20 protein-coding genes are annotated in these 20,602 nt (G+C 61.4%); 10 read left to right on the top strand and 10 right to left on the bottom strand.

Annotated features, from left to right (window positions below):
• Positions 1 to 46: 46 nt before the first annotated feature.
• The 4 genes from UC34_RS08740 to UC34_RS08755 form a co-directional block, all read right to left on the bottom strand.
• Entirely contained in the window at positions 47 to 394 is a 348-nt protein-coding gene (locus UC34_RS08740; protein WP_044457924.1) for a DUF2322 family protein, read from the bottom strand.
• A 121-nt stretch (positions 395 to 515) separates the two neighbouring features.
• Entirely contained in the window at positions 516 to 1,727 is a 1,212-nt protein-coding gene (locus UC34_RS08745) for a benzoate/H(+) symporter BenE family transporter (protein WP_044455239.1), read from the bottom strand.
• A gap of 170 nt (positions 1,728 to 1,897) precedes the next feature.
• Positions 1,898 to 3,073 carry a vWA domain-containing protein gene (locus UC34_RS08750; RefSeq protein WP_044455240.1) on the bottom strand — a complete coding sequence of 392 codons (1,176 nt, stop codon included), beginning with the start codon at positions 3,071 to 3,073 and terminating at the stop codon, positions 1,898 to 1,900.
• Positions 3,074 to 3,086: 13 nt separating this feature from the next.
• Positions 3,087 to 3,929 (bottom strand): AAA family ATPase, encoded by an 843-nt coding sequence (locus UC34_RS08755; protein ID WP_044455241.1) that lies wholly within the window; start codon positions 3,927 to 3,929, stop codon positions 3,087 to 3,089.
• Positions 3,930 to 4,210: 281 nt separating this feature from the next.
• On the opposite strand from UC34_RS08755, the gene UC34_RS08760 reads away from it, so the two are divergent.
• The gene (locus UC34_RS08760) at positions 4,211 to 4,576 is read left to right on the top strand and encodes a c-type cytochrome (protein ID WP_044457925.1); all 366 of its coding nucleotides are present in this window, start codon (positions 4,211 to 4,213) and stop codon (positions 4,574 to 4,576) included.
• Between the two features lie 46 nt (positions 4,577 to 4,622).
• Positions 4,623 to 5,024, top strand: a complete 402-nt coding sequence (locus tag UC34_RS08765; protein ID WP_044457926.1) for a c-type cytochrome — start codon at positions 4,623 to 4,625, stop codon at positions 5,022 to 5,024.
• Between the two features lie 190 nt (positions 5,025 to 5,214).
• On the opposite strand, the gene UC34_RS08770 is transcribed toward UC34_RS08765, so the two are convergent.
• Positions 5,215 to 5,646 carry a DUF1841 family protein gene (locus UC34_RS08770; RefSeq protein ID WP_044455242.1) on the bottom strand — a complete coding sequence of 144 codons (432 nt, stop codon included), beginning with the start codon at positions 5,644 to 5,646 and terminating at the stop codon, positions 5,215 to 5,217.
• Between the two features lie 361 nt (positions 5,647 to 6,007).
• Between UC34_RS08770 and UC34_RS08775 the strand changes: the two genes are divergently transcribed.
• The gene (locus UC34_RS08775) at positions 6,008 to 6,829 is read left to right on the top strand and encodes a DMT family transporter (RefSeq protein WP_237165324.1); all 822 of its coding nucleotides are present in this window, start codon (positions 6,008 to 6,010) and stop codon (positions 6,827 to 6,829) included.
• A 102-nt stretch (positions 6,830 to 6,931) separates the two neighbouring features.
• Positions 6,932 to 7,525, top strand: coding sequence for a malonic semialdehyde reductase (locus UC34_RS08780; RefSeq protein WP_044455243.1), 594 nt, complete (start codon positions 6,932 to 6,934; stop codon positions 7,523 to 7,525).
• Between the two features lie 206 nt (positions 7,526 to 7,731).
• Here the strand turns inward: UC34_RS08780 and nth are convergent, their stop codons facing one another.
• Positions 7,732 to 8,376: an endonuclease III gene (gene nth, locus UC34_RS08785; protein WP_044455244.1), complete on the bottom strand. Its 645-nt coding sequence runs from the start codon at positions 8,374 to 8,376 to the stop codon at positions 7,732 to 7,734.
• Positions 8,377 to 8,439: 63 nt separating this feature from the next.
• Positions 8,440 to 9,375 carry an electron transport complex subunit RsxB gene (gene rsxB, locus UC34_RS08790; protein ID WP_044455245.1) on the bottom strand — a complete coding sequence of 312 codons (936 nt, stop codon included), beginning with the start codon at positions 9,373 to 9,375 and terminating at the stop codon, positions 8,440 to 8,442.
• 104 nt (positions 9,376 to 9,479) lie between these two features.
• On the opposite strand from rsxB, the gene UC34_RS08795 reads away from it, so the two are divergent.
• Positions 9,480 to 10,118 carry a TetR/AcrR family transcriptional regulator gene (locus UC34_RS08795; protein ID WP_044455246.1) on the top strand — a complete coding sequence of 213 codons (639 nt, stop codon included), beginning with the start codon at positions 9,480 to 9,482 and terminating at the stop codon, positions 10,116 to 10,118.
• Positions 10,119 to 10,258: 140 nt separating this feature from the next.
• Here UC34_RS08795 and UC34_RS08800 read toward each other — a convergent pair whose 3' ends face one another.
• Positions 10,259 to 11,500 carry a polyhydroxyalkanoate depolymerase gene (locus UC34_RS08800; RefSeq protein ID WP_044455247.1) on the bottom strand — a complete coding sequence of 414 codons (1,242 nt, stop codon included), beginning with the start codon at positions 11,498 to 11,500 and terminating at the stop codon, positions 10,259 to 10,261.
• Positions 11,501 to 11,729: 229 nt separating this feature from the next.
• Positions 11,730 to 12,929, bottom strand: coding sequence for an amino acid aminotransferase (locus UC34_RS08805; RefSeq protein WP_044455248.1), 1,200 nt, complete (start codon positions 12,927 to 12,929; stop codon positions 11,730 to 11,732).
• A gap of 351 nt (positions 12,930 to 13,280) precedes the next feature.
• Here UC34_RS08805 and uvrB point away from each other — a divergent pair, with 351 nt between their 5' ends.
• Entirely contained in the window at positions 13,281 to 15,368 is a 2,088-nt protein-coding gene (uvrB, locus tag UC34_RS08810; protein ID WP_044455249.1) for an excinuclease ABC subunit UvrB, read from the top strand.
• 107 nt (positions 15,369 to 15,475) lie between these two features.
• Here uvrB and UC34_RS08815 read toward each other — a convergent pair whose 3' ends face one another.
• The gene (locus UC34_RS08815) at positions 15,476 to 15,802 is read right to left on the bottom strand and encodes a 7(1) septoil knot domain-containing protein (protein WP_052810951.1); all 327 of its coding nucleotides are present in this window, start codon (positions 15,800 to 15,802) and stop codon (positions 15,476 to 15,478) included.
• Between the two features lie 196 nt (positions 15,803 to 15,998).
• Between UC34_RS08815 and UC34_RS08820 the strand changes: the two genes are divergently transcribed.
• The 4 genes from UC34_RS08820 to UC34_RS08835 all read left to right on the top strand — a co-directional run bounded on the left by UC34_RS08820 (position 15,999) and on the right by UC34_RS08835 (position 20,586).
• The gene (locus UC34_RS08820) at positions 15,999 to 16,475 is read left to right on the top strand and encodes a low molecular weight protein-tyrosine-phosphatase (RefSeq protein ID WP_044455250.1); all 477 of its coding nucleotides are present in this window, start codon (positions 15,999 to 16,001) and stop codon (positions 16,473 to 16,475) included.
• 103 nt (positions 16,476 to 16,578) lie between these two features.
• Entirely contained in the window at positions 16,579 to 18,687 is a 2,109-nt protein-coding gene (locus tag UC34_RS08825) for a site-specific recombinase (RefSeq protein ID WP_044455251.1), read from the top strand.
• Between the two features lie 116 nt (positions 18,688 to 18,803).
• A complete protein-coding gene (iscR, locus tag UC34_RS08830; protein WP_044455252.1) occupies positions 18,804 to 19,331 on the top strand; it encodes a Fe-S cluster assembly transcriptional regulator IscR in 528 nt (175 codons plus the stop codon).
• A gap of 31 nt (positions 19,332 to 19,362) precedes the next feature.
• Complete coding sequence (locus tag UC34_RS08835) at positions 19,363 to 20,586, top strand: IscS subfamily cysteine desulfurase (RefSeq protein WP_044455253.1); 1,224 nt, start codon at positions 19,363 to 19,365, stop codon at positions 20,584 to 20,586.
• Positions 20,587 to 20,602: the final 16 nt, after the last annotated feature.

Genomic DNA, 20,602 nt, shown 5'->3' on the forward strand with positions numbered 1-20,602 from the left:
AAATCGGCCAAACACTAATTGAGCGAACGGCTCCAGCCGATCCGAATCACGCCGCGACTTCGTCGATGGTCAGCGGCTCGCCCCCGGCGACGATCGCCAGAAGGCGATCGACGTTCGGGTGGGCGCCCGGACGGTTGCGGGCGTCCGCCGTGTGCTCGCCGAACACGGCCAGTGCGTGCTCTGCAGCCTTGGCGTCGAGCGTGCCGAAGGCCTGCTTGAGATAGTGATACACGGCGAGCGAACCTTGCTTGCCCGGCGCATTCTCGATGGTGCCGACGATGGCGCCGCTGCCGTTGCGCAGGTCGATGCGGGCGATGCCTTCGATGCTGCCGTTGCTGCCGATAGCGGCCATCAATGCGAGATTGTCCTTGAATACCGGGGTCGGGTCGATCACTGCCATGGTGTTGCTGCTCCTGCGATTACGTCGAATGGGAATGGAAAAACATTGCGGGCCGAATGTTATCACTTCGGCCGGCGCGGCTTGCTGTGGGACGGCATCGCCCGGGGGGGCGAACTTAACCGCGTCGCCATTGCAGGATCGCCAGCGTCAGCACGCCCGCAATGAGCCCCCAGAAAGCCGAGCCGATGGACAGTAGCGTCAGGCCTGATGCCGTCACCATGAACGTAATCAGCGCTGCTTCGCGCTGTTTGACGTCATGCATTGCATTGGCGAGCCCGTTCATGATCGACCCGAACAGCGCGAGCGCAGCAATCGAGACCACGAGCGCTTTCGGGAACGCCGCAAACAGCGCGGCAATGGTCGCGCCGAAGGTGCCGGCAACCAGATAGAAGATGCCGGACCACGCGGCTGCCGTATAGCGCTTGGCGGGGTCTTCGTGTGCTTCGCGCCCGGTGCAGATCGCCGCGGTGATGGCTGCCAGATGGATGCCGTGCGAGCCAAAAGGCGCGAGCAGCACCGACGCGATACCCGTCGTCGAAATCAGCGGCGAGGCCGGCACGTTGTAGCCGTCAGCGCGCAACACGGCCAGACCCGGTACGTTCTGCGAGGCCATCGCCACCACGAACAGCGGGATCGCAATGCTGATCGTTGCGGCCAGCGAGAACGACGGAGTCGTCCACACAGGCTTTGCCAGCGAGACGTTGAAGTGGCTGAAATCGAGCAGCCCCAGCGCGCCGGCAACGGCCGTTCCCACGATCAGCGCCAGCAAAATGGCGTAGCGCGAGGCGACACGCTTGACGACGAGGTAAGTCAAGAACATCGAGAGGACGAGTGCGGTCTGGTGCTGCGCGGCGACGAATATCTCCAGCCCGATCCGGAAAAGAATCCCGGCGAGCAATGCGGAGGCCAGGGCAGGGGGCACGCGTCGCATGATCGTTTCGAAACCGCCCGTGAGTCCGCAAATAGCGATGAGCGCGTTGCAGACGATGAACGCGCCGATGGCCTCGCCGTAGGGAACCCCCGGCAGCGACGTGATCAAGAGGGCGGCGCCCGGGGTGGACCAGGCGACCACTACGGGCGTGCGATAGCGTAGCGACAAGCCGATGGTCGTCACGCCCATACCAATCGACAGCGCCCAGATCCAGGACGAGATTTGCGCCGGGCTCAGATGGGCGGCCTGTCCGGCCTGGAACATGAGGATGAGCGAGCTGGTATAGCCGGTCATCATGGCCACGAAGCCGGCGACGATGGCCGATGCAGACGTGTCCGCCAACGGACGCAATGGCGGCAGGGGCGGGGGCGGCGCGGGCGTGGTGCTGGACGTCATGATGAAGTGCTGTCTCTGCGTATGTTGTGGCGTTTTGGTTGTGATGTCTTGCGCTACTGGCGGCGCAATGGGCCGGGTGCGTACCCGGCGTCCGATACTCCGCAATGTGCCGCAATGTGCCGCAATGTGCGGCAGCGTGAAGCCATGGGGAAACAAGCGGAAGCGGCGGTTTACTTGCTGAGTACGCGCATGGCCGATTCCAGCCCCGAGAGCGTAATCGGGTACATGCGATTCGCAAATAGCTGACGGATCACCGAGATCGACTGGCGATATTGCCAAATCGCTTCGGGCTCCGGGTTGAGCCACGCATGATGCGGGAAGCGATCGATGAAGCGCCGCAGCCACACGGCGCCCGCTTCCTTGTTGTTGTATTCGACTGAGCCGCCCGGTTGCAGCACTTCGTACGGACTCATCGTGGCGTCGCCCACAAAAATCAGCTTGTAGTCGGCCAGGTATTTACGGAGCACGTCCCACGTCTCGAAACGCTCGTTGTGGCGACGACGGTTTTGCCGCCAGAGATAGTCGTAGACGCAGTTGTGGAAATAGTAAAACTCAAGATGCTTGAACTCCGACTTTGCGGCGGAGAAAAGCTCTTCGGTGCGCGCGATATGGTCGTCCATCGAACCGCCGACATCGAGCAGCATCAGCACCTTGACGTTGTTATGGCGCTCCGGCACGAGTTTCAGGTCGAGCCAGCCGGCGTTGGCGGCCGTCGAACGAATGGTGTCGTCGAGATCGAGTTCTTCGGCAGCACCTTCGCGCGCAAATTTGCGTAGGCGTCGCAACGCAACCTTGATGTTGCGGGTGCCGAGTTCTACGGAATCGTCGTAGTCGCGATACGTACGCTGGTCCCAGACTTTGACCGCCGTGCGATTGCCGTTGCTTTCCCCCCCGATACGAATGCCCTCGGGGTTGTAGCCGCCATTGCCGAACGGCGATGTTCCGCCCGTGCCGATCCACTTGTTGCCGCCTTCGTGCCGCCCCTTCTGCTCGTCGAACAACTGCTTCAGGCGCTCCATGAGCTTGTCCAACCCGCCCAGTGCCTGAATACGCGCCTTGTCTTCCGGGGACAACTCGCGTTGCATACGCTTCTTGAGCCACTCCAGCGGCACCTCGCCGGAGGCATCCACGATCTGCTGCACGCCTTTGAAGTACGCGCCGAAGGCCTGATCGAACTTGTCGTAATGCTTCTCGTCCTTGACGAGCGAAAGACGCGCCAGATAGTAAAACTCGTCGAGCGAGGGCGCGATGACCTGACGTTGCAGCGCTTCGAGCAGCGTCAGGTATTCCTTGACGGAAACCGGCAGCTTCGCCGCGCGCAAGGTGTAGAAGAAGTCGATCAGCATGACGTGGGCGCGCTTACCGGTTGGCGCGGTTCATGAAGACGAGGCGCTCGAACAGGTGCATGTCCTGTTCATTCTTGAGCAGAGCCCCCGCAAGCGGCGGAATCGCCAGCTTGTTATCGGCGCTACGCAGCGCTTCCGGCCCGATCTCCTCGGCCATCAGCAACTTGAGCCAGTCGATGAGCTCCGAGGTCGAAGGCTTCTTCTTCAGGCCGGGGATCTCGCGCACCTCGAAGAACGTCGCCATGGCGGCGTTCACCAGTTCGCGTCGAATATTGGGGAAATGGACGTCGATGATCGACTGCATCGTCGACGGTTCGGGAAACTTGATGTAGTGGAAGAAACAGCGGCGAAGGAAGGCGTCCGGCAATTCCTTTTCGTTGTTCGACGTGATGATGACAAGCGGGCGATGACGTGCCTTGACCAGCTCGCGCGTTTCATAGACGTAGAACTCCATGCGATCGAGCTCGCGCAGCAGGTCGTTCGGAAACTCGATGTCGGCCTTGTCGATCTCGTCGATCAGCAATACCACGGGCTGATCGGCTTCGAAGGCTTGCCAGAGTACGCCCTTGACAATGTAGTTGGCGATGTCGCGGACGCGTTCGTCGCCCAGTTGCGAGTCGCGCAGACGCGACACGGCGTCGTATTCGTACAGACCTTGCTGCGCCTTGGTGGTGGACTTGACGTGCCATTGCAGCAGCGGCATGCCGAGGGCGGCCGCGACTTCCTCCGCGAGCATGGTCTTGCCGGTGCCGGGCTCGCCTTTGATGAGCAATGGTCGTTGCAGCGTGGCCGCCGCATTCACGGCGAGCTTGAGGTCGTCGGTGGCGACGTATTGGGAAGAACCTTCGAAGCGCATTGTCTGAGCCGTCCGCAAACCGCCGGCCAGGCGGCCGGGCAGGGAAAAAGTTCAGTATAAGACATTGCGCATGAGGCTCGCTTGGGCACAAGAAATGTGTCTTTACATCAAAGGCTTGCGAGAAAACTTCGGAGAACTGTGCGGGTCAGCACCGAGTTTGCGCCCGGGAGGGTGTGGGTTACAATCGATTGCTTTTTTCACAGGTCGACAGCCTTGGAGCCGGGATGTCGATCTGCGTGTTGCGGGCCGGTATTCCAACCAAAAACGTTCCCAAGAAGACCATGAAAAAGTTCCTCACGATGATGGCGCTGACGCTTGGCAGCACGTCACTCATGTCGCTCAGCGCGCTTCATGCGGCCGAACTCAAGCCTGACATGGAAGCGGCAAAAGGCAAGGTGGCCATGTGCATCGGCTGCCACGGCATTCCCGACTATCGCACAGCGTTCCCCGAGGTGTATCACGTACCCAAAATCGGTGGGCAGAACGCGAAGTACATCGAAAACGCCCTGAAGGAATACGCCAAGGGCGACCGCAAGTTCCAGACGATGCATGGCATCGCAGCCACGTTGACTGATCAGGACATCGTCGACATTGCCGCCTATTACGCGGCACAGACGGCGTCGACGCCGGTCAATCCCCAGAAGTAAAACGTGCGTGGCTGAGGAGAACACGATGAAGCATTCGATGCATTCGATGGCAAAGGCCGCGGCTGCGGTGTCCCTGACGCTGGGTGCGGCGCTCGCCGGCATGAGTGGCGCTGCGGTGGCCGCAGGTAACGTAGCGAACGGTAAGGCGCTGGTCGACAAGGGCATGTGCGTCAGTTGCCATGGCGCAAATCTGAACGCGCCGATCACGCCGGAGTATCCGAAGCTGGCCGGTCAGTACGCGGATTACATCTATAACGCCCTGCGGGCGTACCAGAACGAAACGAGCCTCGTCTATGGCCGCAGCAACGCGATCATGAAGACGCAGGTCATGTCCAATCCGGCGACGATCGGCAAGGACGGCAAGCCGCGTCCCTTCACCTCCCAGGAGCTCAAGGACATCTCGGCTTACATCGAATCGCTGCCCGGCGATCTGGTCACGAAGAAGTAAGTCTTTTGCGGCAGCATGAAAAAACGACGGTTGCTGTGTGGCAACCGTCGTTTATTTTCGTCTGACGAGGTGCGCTTTGCACGTACTCGGCCACGTTGGCTACGTGTTGCCGCCGGATGCGGCGTGCTAATGGGCGTTGCCGTGCAATTCACGCGAACCGATCACCTCAGGCGTTGCTCCGCCAGCGCGCTTAGCGCGATGCCTGCTGCTCGATACGTTGCAGGTAGGCATCCGAGTCGGGCGGCTGGCCGCTGCGCTGCGCTTCCCAGAGCGTCTGTCCGAGGCATTCCATGATGCGGTGCTGCGCTTCGTGAGGGGAATCAAGACGGTTCGTCAGCTTTTCGTAGGCGGCGCGAATGCCCGGCGGCTGATCGATCGACACCTGCTCGCTGATCGCGAGATGCATGGACAGGTGCAGGAACGGGTTGGTCTGTCCCGCTTCGGGCGAGTAATCGCGGGCGCTGGCCTCGTCGGTGTCGGTGAGGGCGTCGTGATACTCCGGGTGTTCGTTGATCCAGTCGGCAGCGATCGTCTCGAGCGGCGTCAGGATATTGCCGTCGCGTTGCTTTTGCCAGGTGGTGCAGAAGAATTGCCGGACTTCGTCGCGGCTCGGATTGAACATGGGGACTCCGTGGGGTTCTTTTTGAGGCGTCTTGCGGCGTGCTTGGCCATGACTACAATGGCGGGGCGGCAAATGTCGTGCCGCAGTGCCGCAGTGCCGCAGTGCCGCGATAGGCCGGGCGGGTCGGCGGTGACCGGAATTTGTGACCGGAACTCGTGACCGCGATCCACGACCGGAATTCGCCGATAACGCAATAAAAACACGCCGTATTGTCGCTCAATTCGTCATTATGCCGCAAAGCCCCCGTCTTCCTGACGTCCCTCAGGCCTCTGGCGCCATCCCGGCGGCGAATCCTGCCCCAGCGGCGCCGACCTGGGGCGGCGTAGCGCTGATCGCGATATCGGCGTCGGCGTTCGGGGCCATGGCGATCTTCGCGCGGGGGGCGACGGCGTCAGGGGCCGACATCTTCGCGATGTTGCTGTTTCGCTTCTTTGTCGCTGCCGTGCTGCTAATCGTCTGGTGTCGCTTGCAGCGCGTGCGTTTTCCGTCGCGTCGCCAGTCGTTGCATATCGCACTCATGGGCGGTATCGGCTATGTCGGTCAGTCACTGTGCTTTTTCGGTGCGCTGCAGTACGCTCAGGCGTCGCTCGTCGCGCTGCTGCTTTATCTCTACCCCGTTTTCGTGACGATTTTGGCCGCGATTTTCCTGCGCGAGCGCCTCACGCCGGTCAAGCTGGGGGCGCTCGTGCTGTGCTCGCTGGGGACTGCGCTCACGGTCGGCGGCGGGCAAGGTCAGCCGCTGGGTATGGCGCTTGCCGTGGCGGCTGCGTTGATCTATTCCGGGTATATCGTCGTGGGCGCCCGACTAACGCGAGGCGTCGACGCCCGTGCGACGGCGACGCTCGTCTGCGTGGCGGCCACGGCGTCGTTCGGCGTGATGTCGGCGATCAGGGCGTCACAGGGCGAATCGTTACACTGGCCTGCCAGCGCAGGTGGTTGGGCCGCCCTGATCGCCATCGCCCTATGTTCGACGGTCGTGGCCATCCTGACATTCTTCGCCGGTTTGCAGCGCCTTGGCGCGGGGCGTGCCTCGATGCTCTCGACGCTGGAGCCGGTCGTCACCGTGCTACTTGCGGCCATGTTGCTGGGCGAAACGCTCACGCCCGCACAGTGGGGCGGCGGGGCGTTGATATTGGCAGGCGTTGTCTGGCTCTCTGCGCGAGGCGCTGCGGCCAATGCCTGACGTCACGGTGATTTTTGCCGCAGCGGCGCGCGATAGACGGCGACGGTACAATCGCCCGTCGACAGCGCTTTGTTCGCTATTTATTTTCCGAGGTCATTCGTCATGAGCACCATTGCCCAAGCATCTATCGCCCAACTGTTCACTGATGCGCGCACGCACAACGCGTGGCTCGACAAGCCGGTCAGCGACGAGACGTTGCGCGAACTCTACGATTTGGTGAAATGGGGGCCGACGTCCGCCAACACGACGCCCGCACGGATCGTCTTCGTGAAGAGCCCCGACGCGAAGGCCAGATTGCTCGAATGCATGGCGCCCGGCAACGTGGACAAGACCCGCACGGCACCGGTCACGGCGATCATCGCCTACGATCTGAAGTTCTACGAACACCTGCCCAAGCTGTTCCCCAACGGCGCCGAAAAGATGGTGCCGATGTTCTCGGGCGACGCCGTGAAGGCTGCCGGTGCCGCCCACATGAACAGTTCCCTGCAAGGCGGCTACTTCATTCTGGCGGCTCGCGCACTGGGGCTCGATTGCGGACCGATGGCCGGTTTCGACGCACAACAGGTCAACGACACGTTCTTCGCTGGCACCGAGTGGCGCGTCAACTTCATCTGCAACCTCGGCTACGGCGATCACGACAAGCTGTTCCCCCGTAACCCGCGTCTCTCGTTCGACGAGGCAGCTCGCATCATCTGATTCGTTGGCAGGCAAACACGCCGCTTTCACGGGTACGCCGCTCGGTACGCCGAAAGCGGCGTGGCAAGACAAAACGGGCGGTCCCGATATCGGGCCGCCCGTTATTTGTTGCTATTCGGTGTTATGCCTCGTTATTCATCGCCATTCGTCGTCATGGGCATGCAGCGCGTAGCCGCGCGAACGACGTTGCGCCGCGGTGGGGGATATCAGGTCTTCGGTGCCGGTGTTTTGGGACGGAAGTCACACAGCGGCTCGATGGCGCAATGCCAGCACTCGGGCTTGCGCGCTTTGCACACGTAGCGGCCGTGCAGGATGAGCCAATGGTGGGCGTCGTGCCTGAATTCGCGAGGCGTGACACGCTCGAGCGCCAACTCGACGGCTAGGGGGTCCCTGCCAGGCGCGAGCCCCGTGCGGTTCGCTACGCGAAAAATGTGTGTGTCGACGGCAATCGTATCTTCGCCGAATGCCGTATTCAGTACGACATTCGCGGTCTTTCGGCCAACGCCGGGCAACGCTTCCAATGCCTCGCGCGAGCGCGGCACTTCGCCGCCGTGCACATCGAGCAAAAGCTGGCAGGTGGCGATGACGTTCTTGGCCTTCGTCCGATACAGGCCGATGGTTTTGATGTAGTCCGCCACGCCCGCTTCCCCCAACGCCAGCATCTTTGCCGGTGAGTTCGCCACGGCGTACAGCTTGCGGGTCGCCTTGTTCACGGAGACATCGGTGGCCTGTGCCGAAAGCAGCACGGCGATCAGTAACTCGAATGGCGACGTGTATTCCAGCTCCGTCGTCGGCGTGGGATTGAGCTGTTGCAGCGTCTCGAACAGGGCGCGGCGTTTGGCGTCGTTCATAGCGGGGCGCGTGGCGTGCGATTGTTGTTGTGAGAAGGGCGGCGAAAGCGGTGTGCCGCCTGGTCAGGCCCGATGTTTTGTGTCGTCTCCGGCATCCGGCGCACTCGGCGAGCTTTCGCCGCCATCGTCATGCAGGCCAAGACGCTTCCGGCGGGCTTCTGCCTCGTCGATCTGAGCCTGCACCGACGCGGAGACGTTCTCGGTATTTTTGGGACCCAGCCCCTCGGCAGCCAGTGCCGCCTTCTTTTGACGCGCCCGTTCAAGGGCGGCTTGAATGATGGCCTGCTTGCGCGCAGCCGCAGCGGCCGCTTCGTCGGTAACGGCGGGTGCCGTTGTGGCCGTTTGCGTTTCGCGCGCGGCGCCGGTGGGGACGTCACCGGCGGTAGCCGCAGGCTGGGTATGGATATCGGCGCTGCCTGCGGCCGGCGCAGGTGACGTACCGGGCGCCACGCGCGCCGCGCGGGCGGCCAGCCGCGCCTCCCGCTCGGCCTTGTCCTTTTCGAGACGTGCCTGATGCGCTTCGAAGTGTGTGCGAGCCTGATCGGCCTGCGCTTGCGACCAGGCGTTCCAACCGGTACGTTCGCCGGTCACGGGAATCATCTCGATACAGTCGACAGGGCAGGGGGGCACGCACAGGTCGCAGCCGGTACAGCGGTCTTCAATGACCGTGTGCATCTGCTTCGCGGCGCCGACGATCGCGTCGACCGGGCACGCCTGAATGCACAATGTGCAGCCGATGCACAACGATTCGTCGATGAAGGCGCGCGGACGCGCTCGCTCCGCGCCGTTTTCCGGATTGAGTGGAATGACGGGGCGGCCAAGGAGTTTCGCAATCCGCGCCACGCCTTCGGCCCCGCCCGGCGGGCATTGGTTGTAGTTGGCCTGCCCGCTGGCGATGGCTTCGGCGTACGGACGGCACCCCGCGTAACCGCATTTGGTGCATTGCGTCTGGGGCAACAGGGCATCGATACGCTGGGCAAGCGCGCTGACTTCGGACACGTCTTATGTGGGGGATTCGGCAGAAAGTCGAATTATCCTGCATTTTGCGGAAACACTGAAACCGTTGTGCCATAATTCCGCCCCATGAGAACGACCGGCCGATCATGACAACCCTAGAAACCAAGATCAAACGTGACCCGGAACGCACCCGCCAGCGCATTCTTGCCGCTGCGATCGAGGAGTTTGCGGAACGTGGTTCGAGTGGGGCGCGCGTGGACAGCATCGCACGGCGAGCCGAGATCAATGAGCGCATGCTCTATTACTACTTCGGGAACAAGGACCAGCTCTATCTGGCGGTCCTCGAAGAGGTCTATGGCGAATTCAACCGTGCCGAACACGCGCTCAAGCTCGACTTGCTCGCGCCGCTCGACGCCGTGGCCGAACTGGCCCATTTCGTGTGGGACTATTACGCCGATCACCCGGAGCTGATCCAGCTCATCAACAACGAAAATTTGCACGAAGCGAAGTCGATGCGTCAGTCGACGGAGATTCGTCAGCAGGTCTCGCCGATCGTCGACCTGCTTGCGCAAACGCTCAGGCGCGGTCAGATCAGTGGCGAGATTCGCGAGGGCATCGATCCCGTCGATCTCTACGTGACCATTTCGGCGATGGGTTATTACGTGATGTCCAACCGCCATACGCTGTCCATCGTGATGGGGCGAGACGTGATGAGCGAGGACGCGCGAAAGACTTACTCGTCATTCAATACGCAGATGTTGCTGGATTCATTGCGTACGCGATAACCGTTCAGACGACGCCTGCCGCCATCTGCGGACCGTTTGCGGCAGGCCGCACTTAACGTTGATCGGAAAATAAAAACCGCCGCGTGGGCCGGAGCTCACGCGGCGGTTTTTGTGTGGCTGTGGCCGATAGCGACTGACGCTCAGGCGTGCTTCGCGATGAAGTCGCGGATCTGGGGGTAGATCACGTTGCGCCAGCGACTGCCGGAGAAGATCCCGTAGTGACCGCACTTCGGCGCGGTGAAATGCGCACGACGCTTGGCCGGGATGCCGGTGCACAGTTCGTGCGCTGCCTGGGTCTGACCGCTGCCCGAAATGTCGTCCAGTTCGCCCTCGATCGTGAAGAGCGCCGTCGTCTTGATGTCCTGCGGACGCACTCGCTCGCCCGCCACATCCCATGTGCCGCGCGCGAGACTGAAGTCCTGGAACACCGTTTTGATCGTATCGAGGTAATACTCCGCGGACATGTCGAGCACGGCGTTGTATTCGTCGTAGAAGCGGCGGTGCGAGTCGGCATCGTCGCTGTCGCCGCGCATCAGGTCCAGATAGAAGTCCCAGTGCGACTTCAGATGGCGGTCCGGGTTCATGGCGACGAAACCCGCGTGTTGCAGGAAGCCGGGGTACACGAGGCGGCCGGCGCCGGGGTAGTTCGACGGGACCGCGTGGATCACGTGATTCTCGAACCACTCGTACGACTTGTTCATCGCCAGCGAATTGACGGCGGTCGGGCTCTTTCGGGCGTCGATGGGGCCACCCATCATCGTCATGGTCTTGGGCGTTTTTTCGCCGTTCGAGGCCATGAGCGAAATGGCGCCGAGCACCGGTACCGTCGGCTGACACACCGAAATGACGTGCAGATTTTCCGCGCCGATGTGACGGATGAACGCCTGAATGTACGCAACATAGTCGTCCAGATGGAACGACCCGGCTTCAAGCGGCACCATGCGTGCATCGACCCAGTCGGTGATGTACACCTTGTGGTCCTTGAGCAGCGTGGAGACCGTGTCGCGCAGCAGCGTAGCGTGGTGACCCGAGAGCGGCGCCACGACCAGCACGACCGGATCGTCCTTGAGTTGCCCGACGGCGCTGGCGTCATCGGCGTAACGCTTGAAGCGCAGCAAGCGACAGAACGGCTTTTCCATCGCGGTCATTTCGACGACCGGAATGTTGTGTCCGTCGACCTCGACTGCCTTGATGTTGAATTCGGGCTTTTCGTAGTCCTTGCCGAGCCGGTAGAGCAACTCATATCCGGCAGCGATGCGGGGCGCGCCCGGCATCATGGCAAGCAGGCTGCCCGGGTTGACGAAAGTCGTCGCCGCCGCCTTTGCCCACGTGGTGAGAGGATTCAGCCACGCACGGTTGTACTCATGAATCTGATACAGCATGTTGTGTGCCCTGAGGCGGATGATGGGGGAATTATGCAACCGTTTATCGCGGCTGTGCAACGCAGCATAACCCTGATATATGGCATTTCCGCATCATCCCGATAGTCTTAGCTTATTCGAGTCATTGTCATAAACTATCGTTGCTGCGACGCAACAATTCAAGGATCAAAAAAAACCCGCCGGGCGGCGGGCTTTCTCATTCGGCGCGAATTGCGCGCCGAAAAATCGCTTAACGAAGCACTTGGGCGATGGCCGACGCCACGTGATCGATGTTCTTGTCGTTGAGCGCGGCCACGCAGATGCGGCCGGTGCTCACGGCGTAGATCCCGAATTCTTCACGCAGGCGCTCGACCTGATCGGCGGTAAGTCCCGAGTACGAGAACATGCCGCGCTGCTTGATCACGAACGAAAAGTCGCGGTCCACACCGTGAGCGCGCAGCTTCTCGACCAGTGCCAGACGCATTGCGCGAATACGCTCACGCATTTCGGCCAGTTCTTCTTCCCACAGCGCGCGCAGTTCGGCGTTGCCCAGAACGGCGGCCACTACCGAGCCGCCGTGCGTCGGCGGGTTGGAGTAGTTCGTGCGAATCACGCGCTTGAGTTGCGAGAGCACGCGGGCCGACTCGTCCTTGTTGCCCGTGACGATCGACAGGGCGCCCACGCGTTCGCCGTACAGCGAGAACGACTTCGAGAACGAGCTGGACACGAAGAAGTCGAGGCCGGCGGCAGCGAACAGGCGGACGACCGCGGCGTCGGCATCGATGCCGTCGCCGAAGCCCTGGTAGGCGATGTCGAGGAACGGCACCAGCTTGCGTGCCTTCACGAGTTCCACGACTTGTGCCCACTGATCCATCGACAGGTCGACGCCAGTCGGATTGTGGCAGCAGGCGTGCAGCACGACGATCGTGCCTTCCGGTTCCTTGCCGAGCATGTCGAGCATGCCGTTCAGGTTCACGCCGTGCGATGCGGCGTCGTAGTACGGATACGACACGACGTTGAAGCCGGCCGTCGAGAACAGGGCGCGGTGGTTTTCCCAGCTCGGATCGCTGATGGCGACGGTTGCGTTGGGATTGAGCTGCTTGAGGAAGTCCGCACCGATCTTCAGGGCGCCCGTGCCGCCCAGTGCCTGGGCGGTGACCACGCGGCCTTCGGTCAGGACCGGCGATTCCTTGCCGAACAGCATTTCCTGCACGGCCTTGTCGTAAGCGGCAATGCCTTCCATCGGCAGATAGCCGCGCGGCAGGCCCGCAGCCACGCGTTGTTCTTCCGCTGCCTTCACGGCCTTGAGCAGGGGCAGTTTGCCTTCTGCATTGAAATACACGCCAACACCCAGGTTCACCTTATCGGTGCGGTGATCGGCGTTGTAGGCTTCGTTCAGGCCAAGGATGGGGTCGCGCGGGGCGAGTTCGACAGCGGAAAAGAGGGTCATTTCGACGGCTCGAGGCAGGTAGTAGGAAAATGCAGCGGGTCGGCCGCAACTTACGCAGGATCGGCCCAGCGCGCTATTTTAGCGAAGAATACCCGCGCTTGTGGTAAACACCGGCGCGCAGTCGGCGAATTCCTGCGTTTTCGGCACGAAAAGTGCCTCGTATTGCCAGAAATTGACGAAATCGGCGCATTTTCGGGTGAGGGCAGGGCGTCTGCGGACGGCCGCAAGTTGACCGATGGACCGGCCTTCCGTCGTCGCGTACTTCGACCTGCGTCCTGTCACCTATCGGACTCAGGGAATCGTCCGACGCGCTAAAATGCCGAATTACGTCTCTCATGTTCGCGCCCCGCCATGACCCCTGCGGCTGACACCGACCTCGACGAAAGCAAGTTCCTGACGTTCCCGGATTCGCCCTATCAGCTCTACTGCCCGTTTCCTGCGGCGGGCGATCAACCGGCGGCCATCGCGCAACTGACCGAAGGCATCAACGACGGGCTCGCCTTTCAGACGCTGCTGGGCGTCACGGGCTCGGGCAAGACATTCACGATGGCTAACGTGATCGCCCGGATGGGCCGTCCGGCCATCGTGTTCGCGCCGAACAAGACACTAGCCGCGCAGTTGTACTCCGAGTTTCGTGAGTTCTTCCCGCGCAACGCGGTGGAGTACTTCGTCTCGTACTACGACTATTACCAGCCGGAAGCCTACGTTCCTCAGCGCGATCTCTTCATCGAGAAGGACTCGTCGGTCAATGAGCACATCGAGCAGATGCGTTTGTCGGCGACCAAGAGCCTGCTCGAACGGCGCGACGTGGTGATTGTGGCGACAGTGTCCGCTATCTACGGTATCGGCAATCCCTCCGAATACCACCAGATGATTCTGACGGTGCGCCAGGGCGACAAGCTGGGACAGCGCGAGATCATCGCCCGATTGATCGCCATGCAGTACACCCGTAACGAAACGGATTTCGGCCGCGGTACGTTTCGCGTACGTGGCGACACCATCGACATATTCCCTGCGGAACATGCCGAGCTGGCGCTGCGTGTCGAGTTGTTCGACGACGAGGTCGATTCGTTGCAACTGTTCGATCCGCTGACCGGGCGGGTTCGCCAAAAAGTGCCGCGATTCACGGTGTATCCGTCCTCGCACTACGTTACGCCGCGCGATACGGTGTTGCGCGCCATCGAGACGATCAAGGACGAACTGCGCGAGCGGCTCGATTTCTTTTACAAGGAAGGCAAACTGGTCGAAGCGCAGCGCCTTGAGCAACGAACCCGTTTCGATCTGGAGATGTTGCAGGAACTGGGGTTCTGCAAGGGCATTGAAAACTACTCGCGGCATTTGTCCGGCGCGGCGCCGGGCGAACCGCCGCCGACGCTCGTCGACTATCTGCCGCCGGATGCGCTGATGTTCCTCGATGAATCCCACGTGCTCATCGGCCAGTTCAACGGCATGTACAACGGTGACCGGGCGCGCAAGGAGAACCTCGTCAATTACGGGTTTCGCCTGCCATCCGCACTGGACAATCGTCCGCTCAAGTTTGCGGAGTACGAACGCAAAATGCGCCAGGCGATCTTCGTATCGGCGACGCCCGCAGACTACGAGGCCAAGCGAACCGGGCAGGTGGTCGAGCAGGTCGTGCGCCCGACCGGGCTGGTGGATCCTACGATCGAGGTCCGTCCGGCGCGCACGCAGGTCGACGACGTGCTGTCGGAGATCAACAAGCGTGTCGCCGTGGAAGAGCGCGTGCTTGTGACTACCCTCACGAAGCGTATGGCAGAGCAACTGACCGAGTATCTGTCGGACAACGGCGTGAAGGTCCGCTACCTGCACAGCGACATCGACACCGTAGAGCGCGTAGAGATCATTCGCGATCTGCGTCTGGGCGCGTTCGACGTACTGGTTGGGATCAACCTGCTGCGTGAGGGGCTGGATATTCCGGAAGTCTCGCTCGTGGCGATTCTCGATGCGGACAAGGAAGGTTTCCTGCGCGCCGAGCGCTCATTGATTCAGACGATCGGGCGGGCGGCGCGTAACGTCAACGGAACCGCCATCTTGTATGCCGACAAGATGACCGATTCGATGAAGCGGGCCATTGGCGAGACGGAACGTCGTCGCGCCAAGCAGATCGCGCATAACGAGGCGCACGGCATCGTGCCGCAGGGCGTGAAGAAGCGCATCAAGGACATCATCGACGGTGTCTATGATCCGCAGGACGCGAAGGCGGAACTGGCCGAGGCCAAAGAGCAGGCTCACTATCAGGACATGTCGGAAAAGCAGCTGGCCCGCGAGATCAAGAAGCTCGAAAAGCAGATGCAGGAGCATGCGCGAAACCTGGAGTTCGAGAAGGCGGCCAAGGTGCGCGACCAGTTGCTGCACGTCAAGGCGCTGGTGTTCGGCACCGATGGCGCGAGCGAGGCAGAACTGGGGCCCAAAGGCTGAAGCGGTGGGGCGCTAAGTTCGGTTGGACGGGGGGGCAGGCGAGAAGGTTCGGTCCGGTGGATGACGGTGTCCGCCGGAGCGAACCGGGGGCGATGACACCGAAAGGATCAATTCACGCCCGGAAAAGACGATACCCATTTGACCTTGACATCGGGGAACGACGACACGATCTGGACCGTAAAGTCGGGGAACGAATCCACAATCTGCCATTGACCGCAACTGTCGGGAAACGCGGACACCTTCTGCACGTTCAGGTCCGGAAAGCTCGACACGACTTGGATCTTGATGTCGGGAAAGCTATTCACAAACTTCACCTTGCCGCGAAGCGGAATCCCGTTAAAGGTGCAAAGCGCTTTATTGACTTCGCCGGCATTGGCTATTGGCATTGCCAGGCAGAATGCGAGGATCAGGCTGGCGGCGTTCGGGATTTTCATGGGAAGGTGGCGGGTCGTTGACGACGTGTGGCACAGGCCAGGCCAAGCTTTTGTCCTTTGTCGGCAACGCGGCGAAACGCCTGACGATTGGCCCGGATCCTTTGGCTGATTCAGACAGCCGACTTTAATCCATTTCGTTGATGGCCGGGACAATCCTCGTCGAGTCATTCACCACGAATTTCCATTTCAGACGCCAATGAAAAAAACATCGGTCCTGTTCGTTTGCATGGGCAACATTTGTCGTTCCCCCAGTGCCGACGGTATTTTCCGCCAACGGCTCGCGAAAGCCGGGCTGACCGAAATCGTCGAGGTCGACTCGGCAGGGACTCACAGCTACCACATCGGCCATGCGCCCGATGCCCGCACGCAGTCGGCAGCCGAACGGCGCGGTTATGACCTGAGTTCGCTGCGCGCACGTCGGGTGGAGGCGAGCGACTTCGAACGATTCGAATGGATCGTGGCGATGGACGACGCCAATGTGTCCGAACTCATGGTGCGTTGTCCCGCCGAATATCGCCACAAGATCGTACGATTGATGGATTTCGCAACCCGTTACGACGCCACCGAAGTGCCTGATCCCTATTACGGTGGCGAGCAAGGCTTCGAGACAGTGCTCGACTATATTGAAGACGGTCTCGACGGCTTTCTCGCTCATTTGGGAAAGCCCGATTAACTATCCTTTCCGCGGCGCATGATCGACCGGTCGATTGACGTCGCGGTCACTTGTTTCGGTTTGTCTCCCGATATTTTTCCGCTTTTCACTCGTTTCCCGATAGATGCTCAATTCGCTTCGTTCGTACTGGCGCAAATGGCGCGCGTCGCGCCATGCCGGCCATCAACTCGACGAACTGCTGGCACATGCCGACCCGTCGGCGCCGCTGGCGGTCCGCAATCAATGGCTCGTCGAATTGGCACATTGGGTGCAAAAGCGCGGGGCGCTCGTCAATGAAGATCGCGCGCACGGGGAGGTGGCGCGATACCGTCCCCATACACGATTGCGCTATTTGCTGCAAATGCTCGATCGCAACCCGCAGTGGCGTCTGCCGGTTGCCCGGACGCTGCGCAGCGTCATCAACGAAAGCGACGCCATTTCGTTGCTTTGCGACACCGGCATGCCTATCCGGCCCGGATTCTGGGGTGCTCTGGTCGAGCGCATCGAAAAGGCCCTGATTCCGCCGCCACCGACCCGTCGCGACCTGTCCGCATTGTGTTCGCTGATGTTCCCGGACGGCGACGCGGCCGACTGGATCGCCGCGATGCCGCCCGATCTCCTGGGGGACCTCGTCGCATTGCTGCACCACGGCGAGGCCGAAGATGCCGACGCCGACTGGAACCCGTTTGCCCAAGACCTGCTGGCGGCCATGCATCACCTCGTCGATCAGATTGCCTCGACCGGGCTGTCGCAGTCGGTGCGCTCGCGCCTGTCGTATTCGCGCGTCACCGACTCGCCGTTCTATCGGCTCGGGCGCGCCATGCAGGCACTGGAAGACGCCGGTCAGGCGTTCTCCCACGGCGCGCCACCGTCGCAGGTTTTCCTGCAGCAGATCAACGTCTTTCGCGCACTGCTGGACGATTGCGGGCGTGCCATACGTCAGGTGTATGCCCATCTGGACGAGAACGGCGTGAGCGTCGATATCGTGTTTCTGGTCGAGCGCGCCAAAGCGCGAATTCGGCGGCTTGAGCGGTTGCTGGAGGCTTGGCTGACGTACGGGGATCGCGGTGATCGGGCCGTTGCTCGCGTTCGGCTGGTTGCGGACCTCGTGCGCGCCAACCGGGCCAGCCAGAGCGTGGGCGAACTGGCGCGCATGTCGTTCGGGTTGCTGGCGCGCAAGGTGGTCGAGCGCAGCGCGGAGACGGGCGAACACTATATTGCGCGTAACCGCAGCGAGTATTTCTCGATGCTGCGCATGGCCTGTGGCGGCGGCCTGGTCACGGTCGTGACCGTCTATGTCAAATTTCTGATCGCCGGCGCGCACCTGCCGACCGTGGTGGAGGGTTTTTTTGCCGGAGCAAACTATGCCTTGTGCTTCCTGTTCATGCACTTCTGCCATTTCACGCTGGCGACCAAGCAACCGGCCATGACGGCGCCTGCTATTGCCCGCCGGCTCGACGATGTCGATACGCCCGCCGGCATGGACGCCTTCGTCGGGGAAGTGATTGCGCTGGTGCGTACGCAGGCCGCGGCGATTTTTGGCAATCTGGCCATGGTGTTCCCGTTCTGCCTGCTGGTGCAATGGGCCGTGTCGGCGGCGCTCGGCGTCAATACGATTTCGCCGGAAAAGGCGCAGGCAACGTTGCATTCGTTCTCGATTCTCGGGGTCACGCCGTTCTTTGCGGCCCTCACGGGCGTGTTGCTGTGGTGTTCAAGTCTGATTTCCGGCTGGGCAGACAATTGGTTTGCATTGCACGGCATTGGCGACGTGCTGGCATACAACCGTCGTCTGCGTTTCGTCTTCGGACGAAACGGCGCGGCCCGGCTCGCGGATGGTTGCCGTCGTCATATTGCGCCGGTACTCGGGAACCTCATGCTCGGGTTCATGCTGGGGTTGGTGCCCGCCGTCTTGACAGCGTTTGCGTTGCCGTTCGAAGTGCGCCACGTGACGTTGTCGACCGGCGCCATCGCCACGTCGATCGGCGTGCTTGGTATGCCGGTGCTGCATGATCCGGCCCTCTGGCTGGCGTTCGCCGGCGTCGCGGCAATGGGACTGCTCAACGTCGGCGTCAGTTTTGCGTTAGCATTCCATATGGCGCTCCGATCGCGTCCACTGCGTCTGGGCGATCGTCGGCAACTCCAACGCGCCATCTGGCGGGCCGTGTTGCGCAATCCCCTGGTGCTGCTGTTCCCTCAGCGGGTCCCCCAAGGAGACCCTCGTCCCGAAAAATAAGAATTTTCACAACGGGGATCGGGAACTTCCGCAAAAAATGGGCCTGAAGTACTTGACTAAATTCGTAGGGAATTTATACTTGACGAAAATAGTCGAGATTAATCCCCTGCATCATCATGAGACTTACCACGAAAGGCCGTTTCGCCGTCACGGCGATGATCGACCTGGCCATGCGCCAGGACGCGGGTCCCGTGACGCTTGCGGGCATTAGTCAGCGTCAGCGAATTTCGCTCTCTTATCTGGAGCAACTGTTCGGTAAGCTGCGTCGCCATGAGATCGTGGAGAGCGTGCGCGGGCCGGGCGGCGGCTACAGTCTTGCGCGCCGCGCAGAAGAGGTGACCGTCGCCGACATCATCATTGCGGTCGACGAGCCGCTCGACGCCACACAGTGCGGCAGCAAAGGTAACTGCGAGAAGGGCCAGGACGGCCATCGCGGTCACTGCATGACGCATGAACTGTGGGCGACACTCAACCAGAAGATGGTCGAGTATCTCGATTCCGTTTCGCTGCGCGACCTCGTCGAGCAGCAACGCAGCAAGCAGGCCCAGCAGGCTGTGCTGCGCGACACGCGCGAGTCCGGTAACAGCAACCAGACGATGACGACGCGTATCCCCAATTCGGTCTTTGATATGGCCCGTTCATAACAGGCGCCACGGCACGATCCTGGAGCACCCCATGAAAAACGACACCCTCAACCTCCCCATTTACATGGACTACAGCGCCACGACGCCGATTGACCCGCGCGTCGTGGACAAGATGTTGCCGTATCTGCGCGAGCAGTTCGGCAACCCGGCGTCGCGCAGCCACTCGTTCGGCTGGGCTGCCGAGCAAGCCGTGGAAGAGGCACGCGAGGAAGTCGCCAAGCTGGTGAACGCGGATCCGCGCGAGATCGTGTGGACCTCGGGCGCGACCGAGTCGAACAACCTCGCCATCAAGGGCGCGGCGCATTTCTATCAAGGCAAGGGCAAGCACCTCATCACCGTGAAGACCGAGCACAAGGCTGTGCTCGACACGATGCGCGAGCTCGAGCGCGAAGGCTTTGAAGTCACCTATCTGGACGTCAAGGACGACGGCCTGCTGGATCTGGAAGTCTTCAAGGCGGCGCTGCGTCCGGACACGATTCTCGTGTCCATCATGGCCGTGAACAATGAAATCGGCGTGATTCAGGACATCGCGACGATCGGTGAAATCTGCCGTGAGAAGGGCATCATTTTCCACGTCGACGCAGCCCAGGCAACGGGCAAGATGCCGATCGACCTGGCCGCGCTGAAGGTCGATCTGATGTCGTTCTCGGCACACAAGACGTATGGCCCGAAGGGCATCGGCGCGCTGTACGTGCGTCGTAAGCCGCGTGTGCGTATCGAGGCGCAGATTCACGGCGGCGGTCACGAGCGCGGCATGCGTTCGGGCACGCTGGCTACGCACCAGATCGTCGGCATGGGCGAGGCGTTCCGTCTGGCGCGCGAAGAGATGGCGGTCGAGAACGAGCGCATCCGCATGCTGCGCGACCGTCTGCTCACCGGTCTGACGGAAATGGAAGAAGTTTATGTGAACGGCGACATGGAAAAGCGTGTCCCGCACAACCTGAACATCAGCTTCAATTTTGTCGAAGGCGAATCGCTGATCATGGCGATCAAGGATGTGGCGGTGTCGTCGGGTTCGGCGTGCACGTCGGCTTCCCTCGAGCCTTCGTACGTTCTGCGCGCCCTGGGGCGCAACGACGAACTGGCGCACAGCTCGATTCGCTTCACGGTGGGTCGCTTCACGACCGAGCAGGAAGTCGACTACGTGGTCGAACTGCTCAAGAGCAAGATCGGCAAGCTGCGCGATCTGTCGCCGCTGTGGGAAATGTACAAGGACGGGGTCGATCTGAATTCGATCCAGTGGGCCGCACACTGAGTATTCAAGGAGTTAG

It is taken from the genome of Pandoraea vervacti (assembly GCF_000934605.2).
In the GTDB taxonomy this organism is placed as follows: Bacteria; Pseudomonadota; Gammaproteobacteria; order Burkholderiales; family Burkholderiaceae; genus Pandoraea; species Pandoraea vervacti.